The sequence below is a fragment of the Desulfovibrio desulfopostgatei genome (genome assembly GCF_053570645.1).
The window spans coordinates 3,240,953-3,260,292 of sequence record NZ_JBRBQS010000002.1; the positions used below are offsets into that span (position 1 = coordinate 3,240,953).

Sequence of the window (19,340 nt, forward strand, 5' to 3'; positions counted from 1 at the left end):
GCCTCCCCTGTGCCCTCACATCTTCATTTCTGCCGCAAGTCATCCAGGGATATTTCTGCCAGGATGGAAACGACCTCCCCCTGCCCAAGAGGCGCATTGCCCAGCAAGGCTTTGCCGTGTATGCTTGCCGCTCGCCGAACAGCTTCGGCAGGAACCCGCGTAAAGGACTACAATGCAGAAAGTGACCATTCATACTGACGGCTCATGTCTGGGCAATCCCGGCCCCGGCGGCTGGGCCGCCGTACTCAAACTTGATGATCAGGACTACCGCAAGGAATTTGCCGGAGGCTACAAGCTGACCACCAACAACCGCATGGAAATCCTGGCGGTTGTGGAAGCCCTCAGCCAGTTGCAAAGCCCCTGCGAAGTCGAGCTCTACTCCGACTCAAAATACGTGTGCGACAGCATTGAAAAGCGTTGGGTCTGGGGCTGGCAGAAAAAGGGCTGGATCAAGAGCGACAAAAAACCCGCCCTCAATGTGGATCTATGGAAGCGCCTGCTTCCCCTGCTTTCCACCCACAAGGTGCGCATGCGCTGGCTGAAAGGCCATGCCGGGCACCCTGAAAACGAACGTTGCGACGTTCTGGCCCGTGCGGAAGCTGGCCGCAGGGATCTGCCCCCAGACACGGGCTATAATCCCTAGCCACGGCAAATCCTCGTTTTTGCCCTTGCGGGCGTACCCGCAGGGGCGCACAACTACTTGACTGCTCCGCATTTCAGCTTCCGGCAGTGCCAACCCCACCAGCATGACAGCAACTTCCCCTGATACCGCACTCACACTCGCAAGCCTCTGGCATTCCCTTGGCTGGCCTTTGCTGCGTCTGCTGCTGGGGCTGGCGGTGGGGTTGCTTGTGGCAAACCTGCTGGAGGCCCTGCGCTGGACGCGCCATCTTGCCCGGCTTGCCGCGCCTCTGGCCCAGGCCGCCCATCTGCGCGAAGTTGCGGGCGCGAGTTTTTCGCTGGCCTTTGTGTCCCCCGCCGCCGCCAACGGCCTGCTTTCAGATAGCCACAATCTGGGCGAGCTTTCGAGCAACGAACTTATGCTGGCAAACCTGTTCAACAGCCTGCCAGCCTATCTTGTGCACACGCCCACCATTTTTCTGCTCACATGGCCGGTACTGGGCACTCCTGCTCTTGTATACGTGGGGCTTACATTTATTGCCGCCGCTGGGCGCACGGGCTTTACCGTTGTGCTTTCACGCTGGCTGCTGCCGCCGCCTCCGCCGGGCTGTATTGCCTGCCAGAACATCAAGCAGGCGGGCACCTCCTGGCGCGATGCCCTGAACAAGGCCTGGCGGCGCTTTTTGCGGCGTCTTCCCAAACTGGTGTACTTCACGGCACCCATTTACGTGCTTATGTTCTGCATGCAGCGCTATGGCTATTTTGCGCTGGCAGAGGCATGGCTCGCCGATCACATGGGCTGGCTCTCATTTTTGAAGCCGCAGGCCATGGGCATAATTGTGCTGCATCTTGCGGCGGAGCTTGGCGCGGCTCTCGGCGCTGCGGGCAGTGTGCTGCAAACTGGCGGGCTTTCGCCGCGGGATGTGGTGCTGGCCCTCATGGTGGGCAATATCCTTTCCACACCCATGCGGGCCATACGCCACCAGTTGCCATCCTATGCGGGCTTTTTCCGCCCGGCGCTGGCCCTGCGGCTTATCCTCGCCAATCAGGGGCTGCGGGCCGCCAGTATGACTGTTGTGACCCTCGTTTACTACTTCTGCACATAAGGACAAAACATGAGCACCCTTCCTGAACTTGAAGAAGTGCAAGAAGACTTCAACATGGGTATTATCTGCGCCCAGCAGGTGCTGGCTCACTTTGCCGACAGGCTTGGCCTGACGGAAGAAACAGCCCTGCGCATTGCCTCGGCCTTCGGCTCCGGCATGGGCAAGGCTGAAGTGTGCGGCTGTGTTTCCGGCTCGCTCATGGTGCTGGGCATGCTGCATGGCCCAAGCGGCCCTTGTTCGCGCCCGCAAAAGGACGCCTTTTACGCCCGGCGCGATGCCTTTACCGGGGCTTTTGCCAAGGCTCACGGCAGCTTGCAATGCCGGGGAGTTCTGGGCCATGACATTACCACGCCCGAGGGCATGGCCGCTGTCAAACAGAACAATCTTTTCATCAAAACCTGTGCGCCGCTGGTTTGCCACACCTGCGCGCTGCTCGAAGAATACCTCTAGGAGTATTGCATGACTGACACCGCCACCCCGGCTACCGATGCCCAGGCAACCGAGGCCGCAGCCGCGCACGCCGCGCACGCCGCTCATGTTCAGGTAGTCAAGCCGGAACACACGGGAGCCCGCGTAACCGTACTGGTGCAGCCGGAAGAAAAATACCTTTCCCTGCCCCGGCCCAAGACCTCGCGCCAGCTGCTTGCAGCACTTGGCCTTGCCGAGGAAACAGCCCTTGTGGCCCGCAACGGCCAGCTGCTTACGCCTGACCGCCACATCTGGCCCAACGACGATCTGCTGGTGCGCAAGGTAGCCTCTTCGGGCTAGACCCGACCTTGCCGCGCCAAGAGGAAAATGGTACCCGCAACATATGCTGAACCTAGACCTTTCCCAGGTGCTGAGCACCCTGGCAGTAGCCGCTGTACCCGCTCTTCTGGGCATCATTCTGCATGAAGTGGCCCACGGATGGGTGGCCTACCGCTGCGGCGACCCCACCGCCAAATACATGGGGCGGCTGACCCTGAACCCCCTGCCGCACATTGACCCCATGGGACTGCTGGCCTTTGTGCTCACCAGCCTTTCCGGAAGCTTTGTTTTTGGTTGGGCCAAGCCTGTTCCGTTCAATCCCCGCTACTTCCGCAATCCCGCAAAAGACATGATGCTGGTGGCTCTTGCCGGGCCGCTCACAAACTTCCTGCTGGCAGGGCTTTTTGGCCTTTTGCTGTGGGCGGTGCTGCATATTTTTCCGCCGCAACAATGGATGGACAGCACAAGTTACGTCTTTGCGCTCAAGACCATCCAGACCGGCGTAATCATTAATTTCGGGCTGGGCTGGCTCAATCTGATGCCTATTCCTCCGCTGGACGGCAGCAAGGTTGTAGCCTATTTTCTGCCTCCAAACGCCGCATATCGTTACCTGAGTGTGGAGCGTTACGGATTTGTCATTCTTTTGTTGTTGCTGTTCACCGGGGCGCTTGGGCTTGTGCTTGGGCCGCTGGTCAGCGGCAGCGCCCTTGGCCTGCTGTCGCTGCTGGGCATCATTTAGGCAACCTTGCCTTTGAGAAGGCATTTTCTTAGGTATGGCCGCACCCGCTGGCAAACGCGCCGCGCACAACGAGGCTTGCAGTGAAATTCGTTGCCGTTGATTACGGTCTGGCCCGCACGGGCCTTGCCGCATCCGACCCTGAGGGCCGGCTGGCCTTTCCGCTGGCTACCTTGCGGCTTGAGGATTTCACCGACCGCAAGGCCTTTCTGGCCGCCCTTGCCGAGCGCATTGCCGAGGCCGGGGCAGAAGCGGTGGTGGTAGGTTTGCCCCTGACCCTTGATGGGGAAGAAACCATGACCACGCGCCAGATACGCAACGTAACCGAACGCCTCAAGCGCCGGGTGCCGCTGCCTTTTTTCTTTATGATTGAGGCGCTGAGTTCCGAAGAAGCCTGGGCCGACCTGCGCGAGGCCGGCCTGAAAATGCGCAAACGCAAGGCAGTGCTTGACCAGCAGGCCGCTGTGCGCATTCTTTCTTCCTTTCTTTCGCTTGCGCCCCAAGACCGGAGACCCGCATGAAAACACTGTTGCGCGCGCTGGGCCTGCTGCTTTTGCTGGCCCTCGCAGGCGGAGGATGGGTGGCTTACGAGGCTCACACCTTCCTCACCACCGCACCGGAAACCCCTGGCCGCGATGTTTTTTTTGACGTACCCGCCGGGGCGCGTCTGGCGCAGGTAAGCGCAGGGCTGGCCAAGCAGGGGATTGTGACCGACGCCCGCAAGCTTGACCTGCTGGCCCGCTATAAAAAATGGGAGAACCGCCTCCAGGCTGGCAGATTCGCTCTCAATACAGGCTGGCTGCCGGAAAAGGTGCTGGACGAACTGGTCAACGGGCACCCCGTGCTGTACCGCGTCACCGTGCCGGAAGGCCTCACATGGTGGCAGACGGGCAAGGTGCTGGAAGAAGCCGGGCTTGTGGTTTTTGACGACTTTCGCAAGGTCGTGACCGACCCGGACTTTCTGCGTCATTACGGCATCCCCTTTGCCACGGCTGAGGGTTTTTTGATGCCGGATACGTATCTGCTCAAAAAGAATGACGTTGTCGATCTGGCGCAGGCCAAGGCCGTTGCCGGGCGCATGGTGGACAACTTCTGGCGCAAGACCGCCAGCGTGTGGCCCGATGGCAAAAAACCGGGGCCGAGCCAGACCGAACAGCTCAAAACTTGGGTTATCCTTGCTTCCATTGTGGAAAAGGAAACAGGCATAGACGCAGAACGCGCCCGCGTTGCCGGGGTCTACCAGAACCGCATTAACAAGGGCATGCTGCTCCAGGCCGACCCCACAGTGATTTACGGCCTTGGCCCCAACTTTGACGGCAACCTGCGCCGCCGCGATCTGGACGATCCCAACAACCTTTACAACACCTATCAGCGCCCCGGCCTGACGCCAGGCCCCATCTGCTCGTTCGGCGCAGCGGCCCTTGCCGCAGCCGTCCGCCCCGAGGCGCACAACTATCTGTACTTTGTGGCGAAATTTGATGGTGGCGAGCATGTTTTTTCCACCAACCTCAATGACCACAACAAGGCCGTGCGGCAGTATCTGCAAAACCGCCGCAATGCCAAGCCCGCCGCGCCCGACGCGCGCTGAGGAGGCCCCTGTGAAGTACCTCATCGTTGAAGACTTTTCTGGTCAGGAAGTGCCTTTCATCTTTCCGCGCCGCGTAGACCACAGCGACATGCGCGAACAGTTGCCCTACAGCCGCGTTGTTTCCGCCGGTTTTGTGGAACTGGGGCCAGAAGGTTTTGCCTGCTCCGGCGGCAACCCCGAGCTGCAACTCAAAGCCCGGCCAGAGGCAGACGCAGCCATCATTGCCGAGGCCCTGCGGCAACGCTGACAGCGCCTGGCGCAAGGCAATCCCTGCCGACACCCTACGGAGCGCAAGCATGCCCAAGCCGCAGCCGAGCATACCCGGCCTTGTCATAGGCGGCACGGGCAGTAATGCGGGCAAAACGACCTTTACCCTGTCCCTGCTCTGCGCCCTTCACGCTCGCGGGCTCATGGCACGCGCTGCCAAGACCGGGCCGGATTATATTGATGCGGCCTTTCATGCGGCGCTGACAGGCCAGCCCGCAGCTAATCTGGACACATGGATGTGCCGGGAAACCGCGCCGTCCCCTGCCGAACACCCGCTACCCGCAGGACGCATCCCCAGAGGGTTGGGACGCGTTTTTGAACGCATGTCCACAGGCCTTTCCCAGCATGAGGACGCGGGCGGCGCAAAGGCCGAGACAAATCCTTCCGCCAAGCCAGACCTGCTGGTGGTGGAAGGAGCCATGGGACTCTATGACGGAGGGCACCGTGGAGCGGGCAGCACTGCGCATCTGGCCTCCCTGCTGGGTCTGCCCGTGCTGCTGGTGCTCAGCGCAGGTGGTATGGGGCAGTCCATTGCCGCGCTGGCAGAGGGATTTTTGCATCACCGCCCCGCATGGGCAGGAGGCCTGCCTGTCCGTTTTCTTGGCATGGTGTGCACTCATGTTGGCAGTGCCCGCCACGCCGACCTGCTGCGCCAGTCATTGGCACCCGTGACCAAGAGCGCTGGCGTGCCCCTCTTGGGCCTGCTGCCCCGTCAGGGCGCGCCGGAATTTCCCTCCCGCCATCTGGGGCTAGTGGAAGCGCGCGAGGCCCTGCCTGCGGTGGACAGGCAAGCCCTGACCCAGTGGGTTGAGCAGCACTGCGACCTGAACCGCATGCTCAAGTTGGCAGGCGTGCAGACGCCACGGCTGGCAGTCGATGCAGACAAGTCCGGCGCATCTGTGCCGGAAGTTGCCCGGCAAGCGCGATTATCCGAGGCACATGAGCCGCCGACAGACAGATTTTTCCCCCTTTCAGACGCACAAACACAGCACCCACCTCGCCCCCAACGCAAGCGCAGGCCTGTTGTGGGCCTGGCATGGGACGAGGCTTTCAGCTTTTGTTATGCGGATCTGCCTGCCGTGCTGCACGAGCTTGGCGCGCGCATTGTCGCCTTTTCTCCACTGCGGGACGCCGCGCCGCCAGCCGAATGTTCTGGCCTGTACTTTCCCGGTGGCTACCCGGAACTGCATGCCCCCCGGCTCGCGGCCAACACGGCCATGCACGCCGCCCTGCACGGGCTGGCTGCACGCGGCATGCCCATGTACGGTGAGTGCGGGGGCTATATTTACCTTATGCAATCCGTGCAGGTTGCAGGGCAAAGCCATGCCATGAGCGGCCTCCTGCCACGCAACTGCGCGCTTGGCGCAAGCAAGGCGGCTCTGGGCTACCGGGCCGCGCAGGCCGCGCCAGACTGGCCCGCGCTCAACCAGTCTGCAACCCGGCCCCTGTGGGTACGCGGGCACGAATTTCACTACGCGCAGGAAGAAGAAATACCCTTACCCTCTCCATGCCGTCCCCTGTGGAAGCTCTACGACAGCCAGGGCCGTTTTTTACGGGATGAAGGCTGCCGCCTCGGATCTGTCGCCGGATCATGGCTGCACTGCTATCCCGAAGGCTCCCGCCGCTTCTGGCGCGCATGGCTGCGCACTTGCGCCGCCCACCTTTCAGACACACGCCCTTGAGGATTTTATGGTTCACAACTCCACAGACAAAACCAGCGTTGACCTTGACCCGGCCTGCACGCCCGCCGAGATTGAAAACCGCTCTTTCGCCATCATAGATGCGGAAATTCCCGAACCGCGAGCCTTTAGCGGCCCGCTCTGGCAGGTGGCCCGCCGCTGTGTCCACACCCTTGGCGATACGGATATCGTGGACGACCTGCGGCTGAGCGCCCAAGGCCTTGAAGCTGGCGTGAACGCCCTGCTCGCGGGCTGCACCGTGTATACCGATACCCGCATGGCCGCCGCTGGCCTGCCCATGCGCCGCCTTGATCCGCTGGGGGTAACGGTGACGCCCCTCATGGCGCTGCCCGGTCTTGCGGAGCTTGCCGCCAGCCGGGGCACCACACGCTCCCGCGCCGGGCTGGAGAGTATTGCGCAGAACATGGGCGGCAACATTGTGGTCATCGGCAATGCACCCACTGCCCTGCTGGGGCTTCTGGACGTGCTTGCGCAAGGCGCGCAGCCGCCTGCCCTCATAGTGGGTATGCCTGTGGGTTTTGTGAATGCGGCGCAGTCAAAGGAACTTCTGCGGCAAAGCCCCTGGCCCCACTTTACCCTGCTGGGCCGCAAGGGCGGCTCCGCCGTTGCGGCGGCCTGCATCAACGCGCTGGCGGACATTGCTCTTGCGCAGCGCGGCCTCACTCGGGTTGCGGCTCTTTAGATAAAGCACCGGGTAGCGGCTCTTTTCAGCAATAGTCTGAATCCTGGCTGGTTATTGAAAATGGGCATTCCCTGAACATGAACAAGTTCAGGGAATGCCCATCAGCTTTTGGCGGCTAAACCTTGGCGGGGACAGTCACACGGGCACGCGCTGCCATCTTTGCAGGTTTGAACTTGGACAATTCTTGCTATTTTTTTCATAGCGCGCTATTCATTTCATAGCGCGCGCAAGAACACTCACCCTTGCTTGCAGTTTCGCAAACCCTCGGAGCGTAAGCCGCAAGATCAAACGACAAGGAGCAAACCATGCCCGTCATCACCATAGCCATGCACAGCACAACGGAAGAAGTGAAGAAGAACCTGATTGAAGGCCTGACCGCAGCCGCAGTGGCGGCTACGTCCGTTCCGCAAGAAAAGTTCGTGGTATTTGTTGAGGAATACGCAACCGATGCCATCGGTCTGGGAGGCCGGACGCTCAAGGCCATCAAGGCCGCGCAGCAGTAGTCTGCGGCCCGATTATGCAGGAATCCCTGGGGGAGGCGGCTACGCGAGCCTTTTGCTGAGCAGTTCGCTCCAGCGTTCGGCCTCCTCCGGGGCCACTTCCATAGCCCAGGTGATGGCCCAGGCTCCAAATGGCTCCAGAAGGAGGCTCAACTCCACGCCCATGTCTGTCAGGGCATAGCCGTCATTGGTGGTGCACACGAGCTTTGCCTCGCGAAGTTCTTTCAAACGGCTGTTGAGCACCGCCGGGGATATGGATTCGCAGGCCTCCTGCAAGGCGCGGAATGTGGCCGGGCCCTTGCGCAGTTGCCAGATAACGCCCATGGCCCACCGCTTGCCCAGCAGGTCAAACAGCGCCATGAGCGGCACGCCGCTGCGGGAACCGCGAACAGGTTTACCTGGTGTGGGTATGCTCATTCTTCCGCCGCTTTAGCGCTGAACAATATGGTGCCATATCTGCAATTAACCTTGCTTGCGGGGCTTTTCAGCCTCATCTGCTGCGGAAGCATCCACGGAGGCATCAACGGGCTTTGACGCATCTGCGGGGCTGGCTGCGCTGCCCGCAGGGCTTGCGTCAGCCGTATCTTCAGACGGATTTGCCGTGTCGGGGCTGATAATTTCCGCATCGGTCACATCGTCATCATGACCTGCGGTTCCATTGCGGTCAGCAGCGGCATCACCCGGTGCAGCTTCGGCGTCAAGGGCCGGGGGCAAGGCCTGCGCCTCGACCACATGACCACCAAGAGCCAGACGCTGCACCTCGTTTTGCGGCAAGGGTATGCAGCCCTTGTCCACCAGCACGATGCCCGTGCGTTCCAGCACTTCGCGCCGGTACTCATATTCCTGCTGCATGCGGTGATGCCGGTACACAAACCAGCGGTGCACCAGATAGCATACGGCAATAAGAGCGGCCAGACTGCCCGCAATCCAGGGAATATATTCGGTCAGCGCGCCGCCAAGGCGCATCAGGGCAGAGAAGGCCCCGTCCACAAAAAACAGTCCCGCGCCCAGAAGCATGATGCCCAGAAGCAAAACCACCGTGGGCGCATTGCGGATTATGGCATAGAAACGGCGCAGCCGTTCGGGAACCTGTTCATCGTCAGCAGTCTGCCCTGAACCCTGCCCGCCCTGTATGCTGTCCTCGCGCCCCAGATAGCGCGAAACCCAGGTGCCGGAGAGGTGGACAATGAGCATCAGCCCCACAGGGGCCAGCACCGCGGCCACGGCCCAGCCAAACCAGGGAAAGCGCGCCAGCGGCGGGCCGCCGGGAACATCCGGCGCGGCATGCATGACGCCGTAAAAAAAAGAAATGCCGCCAACAATCATCTCTACAAAAAAGATGGCGACCATAAGATATATGAGCGCGTCCTTGTACGGGCCAGCGTACCAGGCTGCGCGATCCTGACGGCGGCCTTTATCCGCAGAAGATGCGGACTTGCCTTGCGTTTCGGATCCTTTATTCTCTGCTTTCTGCATTCGTTACCTCGGTCCCCAAAACATACGATGCGGCGCTTTTTCCCGCAAGCCCCCATACCCCGAAACAAGGATTTCACCGTGGCGCGCCGCTCTTGCCCAGAACGCGCATCTGGCTTACTTTGCCTGCATGCACACTGGGAGGTTCTCATGCATGTTCTGGTAACAGGCGCAGCGGGCTTTATTGGATACCATCTTTCCCAACGGCTTCTGGCCGATGGGCACAGCGTGGTGGGCGTTGATAATTGCAACGACTATTACGATGTGCAACTAAAAAAAGACCGTCTGGCCCAACTTGCCGCCATGCCTGAGGCGCAGCGCTTCCGCTTTGAACTTCTGGACATGGCCGATGGCCCGGCAATGGCCGCCCTGTTTGCCCGCGAAGGATTTACCCATGTGGTCAACCTTGCGGCGCAGGCTGGCGTACGATACAGCCTCCAGAACCCGGAATCGTACCTCAATGCCAACCTGCTGGGCTTTGGCCATATTCTTGAAGGTTGCCGCCAGAACAAGGTGGGGCATCTGCTTTTTGCCTCGTCTTCTTCCGTGTATGGCATGAACACGGCACGGCCCTACAGTGTGCACCATAATGTGGACCACCCGGTCAGCCTGTACGCCGCCACCAAGAAAAGCAACGAACTGATGGCCCATTCCTACAGCCATCTGTTCCGCATTCCCTGCACGGGATTGCGCTTTTTTACGGTATACGGCCCATGGGGCAGGCCGGACATGGCCCTGCACCTGTTCACCACCGCCATTGTGCGCGGCGAACCCATCAAGGTGTTCAACGAAGGGCGCATGCGCCGCGACTTTACCTATATCGACGACATCATCGAAGGCGTGGTGCGTCTGCTGCCCTTGGCCCCGCAGCCCGACCCGGACTTTGACCCTGAAAATCCCAACCCCGCCAGCAGCTCCGCGCCCTGGCGCATCTACAACATAGGCAACAACAATACGGTGGAACTCAACGATTTCATCAGCACCCTTGAAGACGCCCTTGGCATGAAGGCCCGCAAGGAGCTTCTGCCCATGCAGCCGGGCGATGTTGAATCCACCTGGGCCAATATTGACGACCTCACCGCCGCCACCGGCTTTGCCCCTTCCACGCCTCTCAGCGAGGGTATAGCCCGCTTTGTGGCCTGGTACAAAGAGTATTATAAAATATGAATGACACTTTCTCTACTTCTGCGGATCATCTGAACATATCCGCCCCCACGCCCGCCCGGCCCGAAATTCTGGCTCCGGCGGGCGACGCGCCTTCATTCCTGGCCGCTCTTGCCGCCGGGGCAGACGCCATCTATCTGGGCCTCAAGCATTTTTCGGCCCGCATGCAGGCAGAAAACTTTGGCCTGACGGAACTTTCACGCCTGACAGACCTTGCCCATGCGGAAAACGCGCGCGTTTACGTGGCCATGAATACCCTGGTCAAACCCAACGAACCGGCTCAGGCCTATCGGCTGGCGGCGCGCCTTGCCCGTCAGGTCAGGCCCGACGGGCTTATCGTGCAGGATCTGGCAATGCTGGATCTGGCGCGTCAGGCTGGTTTTGAGGGCGGGCTCTTTCTTTCCACCCTTGCCAACCTCACCCATCCGGAAAGCCTGTTGCAGGCCAAAAAACTCGGCGCCAACCGTGTTATCCTGCCGCGCGAGCTTTCCATTGACGAAATCCGCACCATGGGCGAGGCCTGCCCCGAAGGCCTTGACCTTGAATGTTTTGTGCACGGCGCGCTGTGCTACTGCGTGTCTGGCCGTTGCTACTGGTCGAGCTACATGGGCGGCAAAAGCGGCCTGCGGGGCCGCTGCGTGCAGCCCTGCCGCCGCGTGTACCGTCAGGGCGGCCCCGCTGCCATTGCGCTTGTGCGCAATGCGGAACGTGAGGAACAGGACCGCATGCGCCAGGAACAGTCCCGCATGGACATTGCCCGCAAAAACCGCACCGGGCGTGATGGGCGTGACCCACGGGCCGGACGCGGCAGGCCGGACGACCGCAGAAATGAATCCTTTGACGCGCCACGCCGCCCCTCCTCGCGCGGGCAGGTGCGCGGCAAGGAGCACAACGGCCGCTGGTTCTCCTGCCTCGACCTTTCGCTGGACGTGCTGGCAAAAACCCTGCTGAACATCCCCCACCTTGTGTCGTGGAAGATCGAAGGCCGCAAAAAAGGCCCCCACTACGTGTATCACGTGGTCACGGCCTACCGCATGCTGCGCGACAATCCCGGCGATGCGCAGGCCCGCAAGGCTGCCGAAGAAATTTTGCAGATGTCCCTGGGGCGGCCCTCCACGCGCGCGCGCTTTTTGCCGCAGAAGGATCACACCATCCCCACCACCCCGGACGGTCAGACCAGTTCCGGTCTGCTGGCGGGCAAGATTCGCATCGAGCCTGAAGGCGGCGTGACGCTCAAGCCCTTCTTTGAACTGCTGCCGCAGGATTACCTGCGAGTGGGTGTAGAAGACGAGCGCTGGCATGCCACTTTGCCCGTAACCCGGCGTATTCCCAAGGGCGGCAGCCTTACCATGCGCCTGCCCAAGCACAAGACGCCCAAGGCTGGAACGCCCGTCTTTCTTATTGACCGACGCGAACCAGAACTCATGCGCATCATCAAAAGCTGGCAGGCGCGCCTTGAGGCCATGCCCTCCCGCCCCAGCAAGGCGGTGGAAAGCGACCCGCGTCTGCCCAAACCCATCAAGGCCAAAACCCGGCCCGACATGTATGTGCGCTCAAGCGTGCCCCACGGCAAGGAGACCCGCACTGGCCGCAGCCAGTTGCAGGCCCTCTGGCTTTCGGCGCGCAGCGCCGAGCTATCGCGCACGGTTGCCCCGCGCATGTGCTGGTGGCTGCCTCCTGTTATATGGCCTGATGAGGAAGAAACCATCCGCCGCTCCATCGGACGGCTGTGGCGCGACGGCGCGCGGCATTTTGTGTGCAACGCTCCGTGGCAGCGCGGCTTGTTCCCCGAGCAGCTTGAAGAAAACGCCGACCTGCTGGCAGGGCCTTTCTGCAACGCGGCCAATGCCTCGGCCCTTGGCATACTTGCCAGTATGGGATTTTCGGGCGCTTTTGTTAGCCCTGAACTGGCGCAGGAGGACATGCTGGCCCTGCCCGCGCAAAGCCCCCTGCCGCTTGGCGTCGTGCTTTCCGGCTACTGGCCCGTGGGCATCAGCCGTTTCGGCCTGCTGGGCGTCAAACCCAACGAACCCTTCCTCAGCCCCATGGGCGAACCCTTCTGGGCGCGGCAGTACGGCGGCAACATCTGGATTTATCCCGGCTGGCCGCTGGATATCACCGCCAAAAGGCAGGAACTGCTCTCGGCGGGATACGGTTTCTTTGCGCACATGCAGGAAAATCCGCCAGCTTCCGTGCCCGAAATGCGGCGCAAGAGCCTGTTCAACTGGGAAGGGGATTTGCTGTAAGGGGCGTGCCGCCCCTAACTCCGGGCGGCTGACCGCATTCGCAGCATCCTGACACATACTTGCGGGCCGCCGACAGAACATGGTTTCTGACGGCGGTCCTTTTTCCGGCGCAGGAAGCCCAATGCACACGGATGAACACTTTTACAACGCCCGACAGCTTTTTCCACGCGGGCTTGAGCAGCCGGAAGGCAGCCTGCGCTTTGGCGCGGACGCCCTCCTGGTGGCTGCCTTTGCCGCTCGCTATGTGGAAAGCCTGGCCGCGCCACGTCAGGCGCATCTGACTGCGGCAGAGCTTGGCTGTGGCTGCGGGGCTGCTCTGCTGGGGCTGGCCTTGCGTTGCGTTGGCATTACCGGGCTGGGGCTGGACAGGGAAGGGCCGCTCGTGCAGGCCGCCACGGCCAATGCCGCGCGCCTTGGCTTGACAGACAGGCTGCGCTTTGCCGAAGCTGATCTGGCCGACAGAAAACGCTTGTCAGAGCTGGCAGGCACAACAGGCGGCTGCCACGCCGGGGGGGTTGATCTGGTTCTGGCAAATCCGCCCTATGGAGTAGCCGGGAGGCCCTCGCCCCGCCATATACGGGAACGAGCGCTGCGTGGCGCACAGGGCGAGGAAAGCCGGGAATACGCGCTCCAGCTATTCTGCCGCGCTGCGGCCGCGCTGCTGAGACATCAGGGCTGTTTTTGCTGTATCTATGACGCTCCGGCCTTGCCGCAATTGTGCGCTGCCTTGAACGATGCGGGCCTTGGGCTGCGCCTCCTGCTGCCCGTCAGAACGCACAGGGCAAAACCCGCATTGCGGATTCTGGCTCTGGCCCGCAAGAATACCGCGCACGAAACCGTGATTGAAACGCCGCTGACGCTGCACACCGGGGCATCCACCAATGACAACTCAGGAACCAGCAAGGTCACAGGCGGCGGCAAACTTGAGCCTCGGTGGTCTACACAGGCGCTGCGCTTCTGCCCCTGGCTGGCCTGACGCAGGCTTTGCTGTGATCAATCCCGCACAGATTCCATCCCCACAGGGTGAATTATGAATTTTATAGCTGATCTGCACATCCATTCCCGTTTCTCGCGCGCCACAAGCAAGGCCCTCAATCCTCGTCATCTGGCGGCCTGGGCGCGCTGCAAAGGTATCAACGTACTGGGCACCGGGGATTTTACACATCCCCAGTGGCGAGCGGAACTGGCGGAGCAGCTCGTGCTGGACGAAACTACGGGACTGTACAGGCTGGCTGTGGAGCCGGAAACTCTGGATTTTATGGACTCCAAGGCTGGTCCCGGCATGCAGGAATCCGCCGACCCGCTGTTTCTGCTGCAGACGGAAATCAGCTCCATCTACAAACGCGGCGGCAAGGTGCGCAAGGTGCACAACCTTGTGTTTGTGCCTACTCTGGAAGATGCGGAGCGCCTTTCGTTGCGGCTGGCGCAGATCGGCAACCTTAATGCCGATGGCCGCCCCATCCTGGGGTTGGACTCGCGCGACCTGCTTGAAATCATGCTAGAATGCGCGCCCGGTTCAGTGATGATCCCCGCCCATGTGTGGACGCCCTGGTTTGCGCTTTTCGGCTCCAAGTCAGGCTTTGACAGGCTTGAAGACTGCTACGGCGATCTTTCGGAACACATTTTTGCGCTGGAAACGGGCCTTTCGTCCGACCCGGCCATGAACCGCCTGATCAGCAGGCTTGACGGCTACGCTCTTGTGTCCAATTCGGACGCGCATTCCGGGGCCAACCTTGGACGCGAGGCCAATCTGTTTGCGGGCCACCCCAGCTATACGGGCATGTTTGCTGCCCTGCGCGCCTCTGCCCGGCGGGAAGACCAGAGCAATCTGGACTGCCGTTTTCTCGGCACCATGGAATTCTATCCTGATGAAGGCAAATACCACCTTGACGGGCACCGCGCCTGCAACGTGGTGCTGGAGCCTAAAGAGTCGCTGGCTCTTGGCAACATTTGCCCGGTCTGCGGCAAGCCGCTCACAGTCGGCGTACTGCACCGGGTGCTGGAACTGGCGGACAGGGAAACCACGCCGGATCTCCCGCGCGAACCGGAAGTGCGCCCGCTGATTCCGCTGGCTGAAGTCGTGGGCGAAATACTTGGCGTTGGCCCGGCATCGCGCCGGGTGCAGGAGCGTTACAGCAGCCTGTTGCGCGAGCTGGGGCCGGAGCTGGATATCCTTTGCCGCCTGCCGGAAGCCGACATTCGCGCCCACTGGGAGCCGCTGGGCGAAGCAGTGGCCCGCATGCGGCGCGGGCAGGTCTACCGCGAGGGAGGCTATGACGGCGAATACGGCACGGTAAGGGTTTTCTCCCCGGAGGAACTGGCCGATGCGCGCGGTACCCTGCCGGGTGTAAAGGCTCCTGCCAAACGAGGGCGCAAAAAAGCTGAGCCACTTGAATTTGCAAATGCGCAGACAACTGCCGCACAGCCCGCATCCGTGCGCGTGCGTCGGGCCAGCCTCCCCCTTGCGAGTGATACCAACGCAGAAGCCACAAGCAATTTTTCTGCGGTAAAATCCGCAGCTAAAACTGACACATCTGCGCAGGCCTTTGCCTATTCTGACGAGCAGCAGACGGCGCTTGCAGCCGGCCCCGCGCCCGTGCTGGTGCTGGCTGGCCCCGGCGCAGGCAAAACCCGTGTGCTGGTAGGCCGCCTGCAATGGCTTGCGGAACAGAGCGCGGACATGCGCAGGGTGCTGGCTGTCACCTTTACGCGGCGCGCTGCGGATGAACTGAGGGAAAGACTGTCCAAGGCCTTTGATAGCGGCGCGCAAACTGCGCTGCCGCAGTGCGACACGCTGCACGGCATGGCCTGGGCGGCCCTGCGCGCTGCCAGCGCGGACAATCCCCCGCTGTTGCTTGGCGAGGATGCCGCGCTCAATTTGTTCCGTCTGGCAAATCCGGAACTGGAAAAGCGTGATGCGCGCAAGCTTTGGGATGCCCTTGCTCTGGCGCGTGAGGGCGGTCTTCTTGCCCAGGAGTCTGCTCAAAGCCCTCTGGCCCGAGCTGCTGCCAACTACGCTGCGCGCAAGAACATGGGGCAGCGCTATGTGGATTACGCCGACCTTCTGGATTGGTGGCTGGAGCACGCCCGCGCCCTACCCGAAAACGAGCGTCCGCAGCACGTGCTGGTAGATGAAGTGCAGGATCTTTCCTCTGTGCAGCTTGCCATTGTTCGAGCCTTGCTGCCTGCGGATGGGCATGGATTTTTCGGCATTGGCGACCCGGATCAGGCCATTTACGGATTCCGTGGCGTCACGGGCCAAAGCGAAGCCAGTCTGCGCGCCTGCTGGCCGGGGCTGAACGTCTTCCGCCTTGGGCAGAGCTTCCGTTCCAGCCAGAGCGTACTGGATATGGCCCGCAGCCTTTTGCACCACAAGGGGCAGTGCGGCCCATTGCTGGCCGCGCAATCCCTCACGGCTGAACTGCGGCTCTTTTCCGCTCCCGATGAGCGCACCGAGGCCCGCTGGGTAGCAGAGCGGGTTCGACATCTGCTGGGTGCAACGGCCCACACCTTGCTGGATCACAACAAGGGGGACGACCTGCACGGCCTGGCCGGAGCACTGGCACCGGGCGACATTGCGGTTCTTGTGCGCCTGAAAGCGCAAATTCCCCCCCTGCGTGCGGCCCTTGAACAGGCGGGGATACCATGCGCCGCGCCCTCACAGGATGGATTCTGGCAAGACGCCGCCTGCGCGCACCTGTTGAGCCTGCTAGGCGCTCATTGCGGTTTTGCGCATGTATCTACCGAGGATCAGGGTCAACAGGATACCTTGCCGCAAAACTGGGCATCGGCAGAGAGCCTGCCTGCTCCGGAGCATATGCTGCCCTGGCTTGCCGAACAGCCCTGGGCGGGGGAAGTCTTTACCGGCAGCCGCCCCTGGCGCGAACTGTGCCGCCTGTGGAACCAGAGCGGCCACTGGGCGGGCTTTTTTGAGCAACTGGCATGGCTTCAGGAGGCCGAGCTTGTGCGCGCCAAGGCCGAGAGTGTGCAGATTCTGACCTTACACGCTTCAAAGGGGCTTGAATTTCAGGCTGTTTTTCTACCGGGGCTTGAAGACGGTCTTTTGCCTTTGCGGCGTGAACTTTTGTTCCCTGCCGCGGATGCCGCAACCAGCAGCACCCAAAGAGAGGCCGACGAGGCCGAGGAGCGCCGTTTGCTGTACGTGGGGCTTACGCGTGCCGCACGGGCGCTGTTTCTCAGCCATTGCGCCCAACGCTCTCTTTATGGGCGCACCCTGCATTTGCAGCCCTCGCCCTTCATGAGCCAGATATGCGAATTTTGCCGACACAGCACCCTTGCAACACGCACTCGCAAGGAACAGAAACAGATCAGCCTGCTCTGATTCCCTCCCCCGATCTACGCCACCGATGGCAGGATCAAGGGCGCAAAAAAAGCGCCATTGGCGCTTGCGCTTTTGCAGAATTGATTTCGATCCGATGTGGGGAGAGGCATTCAAACGGGCTACAGGTTGGACATAGGAGCATTGTACCAGCCTTGCCCCTGATCTGAGGGCATGGGAACAAGGGCGCAACAGGCTGTCCGGCCTGACAAACGCCACACCCGGCAAAACTGCTCAAGAGTGCGCCACAATGTGACGCAAAAAAGCCGCTTATTCTTCCAGCCAGGAGTCGTCTTCAAGCACCTTGTAACCGCGCACGATGAGGTACACCACGCCGTCCGCTTCTTCCATGATGCCTGATACTTCCACGGGCACGCTGACCTCGTCATCCAGGTCAACCCCGGCGCCGCGCGGCACAATGCGGTATTCCACATCATCCTGCACAACAGCGACACGGGCCTGGCGCGCATCCACAGAGCGCGGCACTGCCGCGACATAACCTCTGACAGTAATGGGACTCTTGTTCATAAGCTCTAACATTGCCTTTCAATGCCGGTTTTTCTCGCCTATAGCTCCTTTTATTTTCTGACGCAAGCATCCCTGGCTCTTTGCCGCGTTTTTTTGACGCGCTTCGGCTCCGCACGCCTGAAGACCTTGTTACAGGCCGTTTTTTTTCATCAGTTCATACCAGTGTCCACGTGAAATACCTGCCACTTCCGAGGCTTTTCGCACGTCTTCCGCGCACATGTCCCAAACCTGCCGCACGTAGGCTTTTTCAGCCTGCGATTTCCATTCACGCAGGCTCGGCGGTTTTTGCCCAAGCGCGTCATTGACCAAAAACCCGTTTTCCTGGGTAGTTATCCCCGCGCCGTCGCTGCCGTGCAACACGCCATTCTCTTTGCCCGGCGGCACGGCCCCCTGCCCCATGCGACGCCGTACGGAGTCCACGCGCATACGCGTGGGGAGGTGCGCAGGCAGGATCAGATCGCTTTTTCCCGCCGTGAGGCATGCCCGCTCAAGACAATGGATCAGTTCGCGCACATTGCCGGGCCAGGCATACTCCAGCAGCACATCCAGCGCCTCGTTGGAAAGGGTTTTTTCCGGCTGATCACTGCCCAGGCAAAAGCGCGCAATGGCCTGCCGCGCCAAAGCGGGGATTTCATCAAGCCGCTCGCGCAACGGCGGAATCACAATGGTGAGGCCTTGCAGCCTGTAGAGCAGGTCTGCCCGGAAGCTGTTTTCCTTGGCCATGTGCTCCAGATTTTTATTGGTGGCGGCCACCAGCCTGAAATCACTGCTGACCTCGCGTACCTCGCCCACAGGGCGAAAACGCCGCTGTTCCAGGGCTCGCAAAAAGACCCCCTGCATGGGCTGAGGCAGGTCACCCACTTCATCCAGAAACAGCGTCCCTTTGTCTGCCGCAAGCAGCAACCCTTCGCGCGCCCTGTCCGCACCGGTGAACGCGCCGCGGCTGTGGCCGAACAAATGGCTTTCCACCAGAGTTTCTGGCAGCGAGGCGCAGTCAACCGTTATAAACGGCCTGGCTGCCCTTGCGCTGTTACGAAAGAGCGCCCTGGCAAAGAGTTCCTTGCCTACGCCGGTTTCTCCCAGCAAAAGCACGTTTACTTCGCTTTTTGCGGCCTGCGCCAACAGCTTGAGAGCGCGGCTCATGCCGGGGCCGCTGCCAAGGATATGCCCGCTGTCCACAACCAGAGCTTCTGATACTGGAGTGCGGTTTTGTCTGAATTGCAGAATCTGCCGCAAACACTGCTCAATATCGCGCATCTGCAAGGGCTTGGTGAGAAATTCCCATGCTCCGGAGCGCAAGGCGGCCTCGGCATTGTCGCCGTCGCCGTTGCCGGTGATGACCACCACATCCGGCGCACCGGGCAGGTGTGCAAAATCAGCCTGATATTCAAGCCCGTTTCCATCTGGGAGCCATACGTCCAGCAAGACCACATCTACTGGCTCACTGACCATGCGCAGCGCCTCCTGAATGGAAGCGGCCAACAGGGTTTCGTGCCCCATGCGGTTGCAGACTACCTGCACCATTGTGCGCATCAGTCCTTCATCGTCCACCACAAGCACTTTGGCCATCAGCTAGTTCCCCCTGAGATCACGCTTCCGCCGATTTCTTGTCTGCGGGCTTTGCCGCACGTGCCAGACCAAAA

Annotated in this window: 19 protein-coding genes; 15 read left to right on the plus strand and 4 right to left on the minus strand. The window is 61.2% G+C overall.

Annotation, left to right across the window (positions count from 1 at the left end; all coding sequences use genetic code 11):
* The first annotated feature begins 172 nt into the window (after positions 1 to 172).
* The 11 genes from rnhA (at position 173) to ACUZ9Q_RS14130 (ending at position 7,950) form a co-directional block, all read left to right on the plus strand.
* Complete coding sequence (gene rnhA / locus ACUZ9Q_RS14080; protein WP_192113110.1) at positions 173 to 643, plus strand: ribonuclease HI; 471 nt, start codon at positions 173 to 175, stop codon at positions 641 to 643.
* Between the two features lie 103 nt (positions 644 to 746).
* The gene (locus tag ACUZ9Q_RS14085) at positions 747 to 1,727 is read left to right on the plus strand and encodes a hypothetical protein (protein WP_192113111.1); all 981 of its coding nucleotides are present in this window, start codon (positions 747 to 749) and stop codon (positions 1,725 to 1,727) included.
* Positions 1,728 to 1,736: 9 nt separating this feature from the next.
* Entirely contained in the window at positions 1,737 to 2,177 is a 441-nt protein-coding gene (locus ACUZ9Q_RS14090; RefSeq protein WP_192113112.1) for a C-GCAxxG-C-C family protein, read from the plus strand.
* A gap of 9 nt (positions 2,178 to 2,186) precedes the next feature.
* On the plus strand, positions 2,187 to 2,495 hold the full coding sequence (locus tag ACUZ9Q_RS14095) for a hypothetical protein (RefSeq protein WP_449248073.1): 309 nt from the start codon (positions 2,187 to 2,189) through the stop codon (positions 2,493 to 2,495).
* A 43-nt stretch (positions 2,496 to 2,538) separates the two neighbouring features.
* Positions 2,539 to 3,213, plus strand: coding sequence for a site-2 protease family protein (locus tag ACUZ9Q_RS14100; RefSeq protein ID WP_022659003.1), 675 nt, complete (start codon positions 2,539 to 2,541; stop codon positions 3,211 to 3,213).
* A gap of 80 nt (positions 3,214 to 3,293) precedes the next feature.
* Entirely contained in the window at positions 3,294 to 3,731 is a 438-nt protein-coding gene (gene ruvX, locus ACUZ9Q_RS14105; protein WP_022659004.1) for a Holliday junction resolvase RuvX, read from the plus strand.
* Positions 3,728 to 4,798 carry an endolytic transglycosylase MltG gene (mltG, locus tag ACUZ9Q_RS14110; protein ID WP_192113114.1) on the plus strand — a complete coding sequence of 357 codons (1,071 nt, stop codon included), beginning with the start codon at positions 3,728 to 3,730 and terminating at the stop codon, positions 4,796 to 4,798. The genes ruvX and mltG overlap by 4 nt, the downstream gene beginning before the upstream one ends.
* Before the next feature lie 10 nt (positions 4,799 to 4,808).
* On the plus strand, positions 4,809 to 5,045 hold the full coding sequence (locus ACUZ9Q_RS14115; protein WP_022659006.1) for a hypothetical protein: 237 nt from the start codon (positions 4,809 to 4,811) through the stop codon (positions 5,043 to 5,045).
* 49 nt (positions 5,046 to 5,094) lie between these two features.
* The gene (locus ACUZ9Q_RS14120) at positions 5,095 to 6,747 is read left to right on the plus strand and encodes a cobyrinate a,c-diamide synthase (RefSeq protein ID WP_449248074.1); all 1,653 of its coding nucleotides are present in this window, start codon (positions 5,095 to 5,097) and stop codon (positions 6,745 to 6,747) included.
* A 7-nt stretch (positions 6,748 to 6,754) separates the two neighbouring features.
* A complete protein-coding gene (locus tag ACUZ9Q_RS14125) occupies positions 6,755 to 7,447 on the plus strand; it encodes a precorrin-8X methylmutase (RefSeq protein ID WP_215647496.1) in 693 nt (230 codons plus the stop codon).
* Between the two features lie 305 nt (positions 7,448 to 7,752).
* Entirely contained in the window at positions 7,753 to 7,950 is a 198-nt protein-coding gene (locus ACUZ9Q_RS14130; RefSeq protein ID WP_227118795.1) for a tautomerase family protein, read from the plus strand.
* A 39-nt stretch (positions 7,951 to 7,989) separates the two neighbouring features.
* Here ACUZ9Q_RS14130 and ACUZ9Q_RS14135 read toward each other — a convergent pair whose 3' ends face one another.
* Positions 7,990 to 8,364 (minus strand): winged helix-turn-helix transcriptional regulator, encoded by a 375-nt coding sequence (locus ACUZ9Q_RS14135; RefSeq protein WP_215647497.1) that lies wholly within the window; start codon positions 8,362 to 8,364, stop codon positions 7,990 to 7,992.
* Positions 8,365 to 8,409: 45 nt separating this feature from the next.
* Entirely contained in the window at positions 8,410 to 9,423 is a 1,014-nt protein-coding gene (locus tag ACUZ9Q_RS14140) for a hypothetical protein (protein ID WP_449248075.1), read from the minus strand.
* Between the two features lie 147 nt (positions 9,424 to 9,570).
* On the opposite strand from ACUZ9Q_RS14140, the gene ACUZ9Q_RS14145 reads away from it, so the two are divergent.
* The 4 genes from ACUZ9Q_RS14145 to ACUZ9Q_RS14160 all read left to right on the plus strand — a co-directional run bounded on the left by ACUZ9Q_RS14145 (position 9,571) and on the right by ACUZ9Q_RS14160 (position 17,172).
* Positions 9,571 to 10,587, plus strand: coding sequence for an NAD-dependent epimerase (locus ACUZ9Q_RS14145; protein ID WP_192113119.1), 1,017 nt, complete (start codon positions 9,571 to 9,573; stop codon positions 10,585 to 10,587).
* Positions 10,584 to 12,830 carry a peptidase U32 family protein gene (locus ACUZ9Q_RS14150; protein ID WP_227118797.1) on the plus strand — a complete coding sequence of 749 codons (2,247 nt, stop codon included), beginning with the start codon at positions 10,584 to 10,586 and terminating at the stop codon, positions 12,828 to 12,830. The genes ACUZ9Q_RS14145 and ACUZ9Q_RS14150 overlap by 4 nt, the downstream gene beginning before the upstream one ends.
* A 121-nt stretch (positions 12,831 to 12,951) precedes the next feature.
* On the plus strand, positions 12,952 to 13,806 hold the full coding sequence (locus tag ACUZ9Q_RS14155) for a tRNA1(Val) (adenine(37)-N6)-methyltransferase (RefSeq protein WP_449248076.1): 855 nt from the start codon (positions 12,952 to 12,954) through the stop codon (positions 13,804 to 13,806).
* 54 nt (positions 13,807 to 13,860) lie between these two features.
* Positions 13,861 to 17,172 carry a UvrD-helicase domain-containing protein gene (locus ACUZ9Q_RS14160; RefSeq protein WP_449248077.1) on the plus strand — a complete coding sequence of 1,104 codons (3,312 nt, stop codon included), beginning with the start codon at positions 13,861 to 13,863 and terminating at the stop codon, positions 17,170 to 17,172.
* Positions 17,173 to 17,439: 267 nt separating this feature from the next.
* Here ACUZ9Q_RS14160 and ACUZ9Q_RS14165 read toward each other — a convergent pair whose 3' ends face one another.
* Both ACUZ9Q_RS14165 and ACUZ9Q_RS14170 read right to left on the minus strand, forming a co-directional pair.
* Positions 17,440 to 17,697: a hypothetical protein gene (locus ACUZ9Q_RS14165; protein WP_027180864.1), complete on the minus strand. Its 258-nt coding sequence runs from the start codon at positions 17,695 to 17,697 to the stop codon at positions 17,440 to 17,442.
* A gap of 129 nt (positions 17,698 to 17,826) precedes the next feature.
* A complete protein-coding gene (locus ACUZ9Q_RS14170; protein WP_192113123.1) occupies positions 17,827 to 19,266 on the minus strand; it encodes a sigma-54-dependent transcriptional regulator in 1,440 nt (479 codons plus the stop codon).
* Positions 19,267 to 19,340: the final 74 nt, after the last annotated feature.

Excerpts from the sequence above, each read along its gene's own strand:
- rnhA (WP_192113110.1), top strand. The coding sequence starts at position 173 with ATGCAGAAAGTGACCATTCATACTGACGGCTCATGTCTGGGCAATCCC.
- ACUZ9Q_RS14085 (WP_192113111.1), top strand. The coding sequence starts at position 747 with ATGACAGCAACTTCCCCTGATACCGCACTCACACTCGCAAGCCTCTGG.
- ACUZ9Q_RS14090 (WP_192113112.1), top strand. The coding sequence starts at position 1,737 with ATGAGCACCCTTCCTGAACTTGAAGAAGTGCAAGAAGACTTCAACATG.
- ACUZ9Q_RS14095 (WP_449248073.1), top strand. The coding sequence starts at position 2,187 with ATGACTGACACCGCCACCCCGGCTACCGATGCCCAGGCAACCGAGGCC.
- ACUZ9Q_RS14100 (WP_022659003.1), top strand. The coding sequence starts at position 2,539 with ATGCTGAACCTAGACCTTTCCCAGGTGCTGAGCACCCTGGCAGTAGCC.
- mltG (WP_192113114.1), top strand. The coding sequence starts at position 3,728 with ATGAAAACACTGTTGCGCGCGCTGGGCCTGCTGCTTTTGCTGGCCCTC.
- ACUZ9Q_RS14120 (WP_449248074.1), top strand. The coding sequence starts at position 5,095 with ATGCCCAAGCCGCAGCCGAGCATACCCGGCCTTGTCATAGGCGGCACG.
- ACUZ9Q_RS14125 (WP_215647496.1), top strand. The coding sequence starts at position 6,755 with ATGGTTCACAACTCCACAGACAAAACCAGCGTTGACCTTGACCCGGCC.
- ACUZ9Q_RS14130 (WP_227118795.1), top strand. The coding sequence starts at position 7,753 with ATGCCCGTCATCACCATAGCCATGCACAGCACAACGGAAGAAGTGAAG.
- ACUZ9Q_RS14135 (WP_215647497.1), bottom strand. The coding sequence starts at position 8,364 with ATGAGCATACCCACACCAGGTAAACCTGTTCGCGGTTCCCGCAGCGGC.
- ACUZ9Q_RS14140 (WP_449248075.1), bottom strand. The coding sequence starts at position 9,423 with ATGCAGAAAGCAGAGAATAAAGGATCCGAAACGCAAGGCAAGTCCGCA.
- ACUZ9Q_RS14145 (WP_192113119.1), top strand. The coding sequence starts at position 9,571 with ATGCATGTTCTGGTAACAGGCGCAGCGGGCTTTATTGGATACCATCTT.
- ACUZ9Q_RS14150 (WP_227118797.1), top strand. The coding sequence starts at position 10,584 with ATGAATGACACTTTCTCTACTTCTGCGGATCATCTGAACATATCCGCC.
- ACUZ9Q_RS14155 (WP_449248076.1), top strand. The coding sequence starts at position 12,952 with ATGCACACGGATGAACACTTTTACAACGCCCGACAGCTTTTTCCACGC.
- ACUZ9Q_RS14160 (WP_449248077.1), top strand. The coding sequence starts at position 13,861 with ATGAATTTTATAGCTGATCTGCACATCCATTCCCGTTTCTCGCGCGCC.
- ACUZ9Q_RS14165 (WP_027180864.1), bottom strand. The coding sequence starts at position 17,697 with ATGAACAAGAGTCCCATTACTGTCAGAGGTTATGTCGCGGCAGTGCCG.
- ACUZ9Q_RS14170 (WP_192113123.1), bottom strand. The coding sequence starts at position 19,266 with ATGGCCAAAGTGCTTGTGGTGGACGATGAAGGACTGATGCGCACAATG.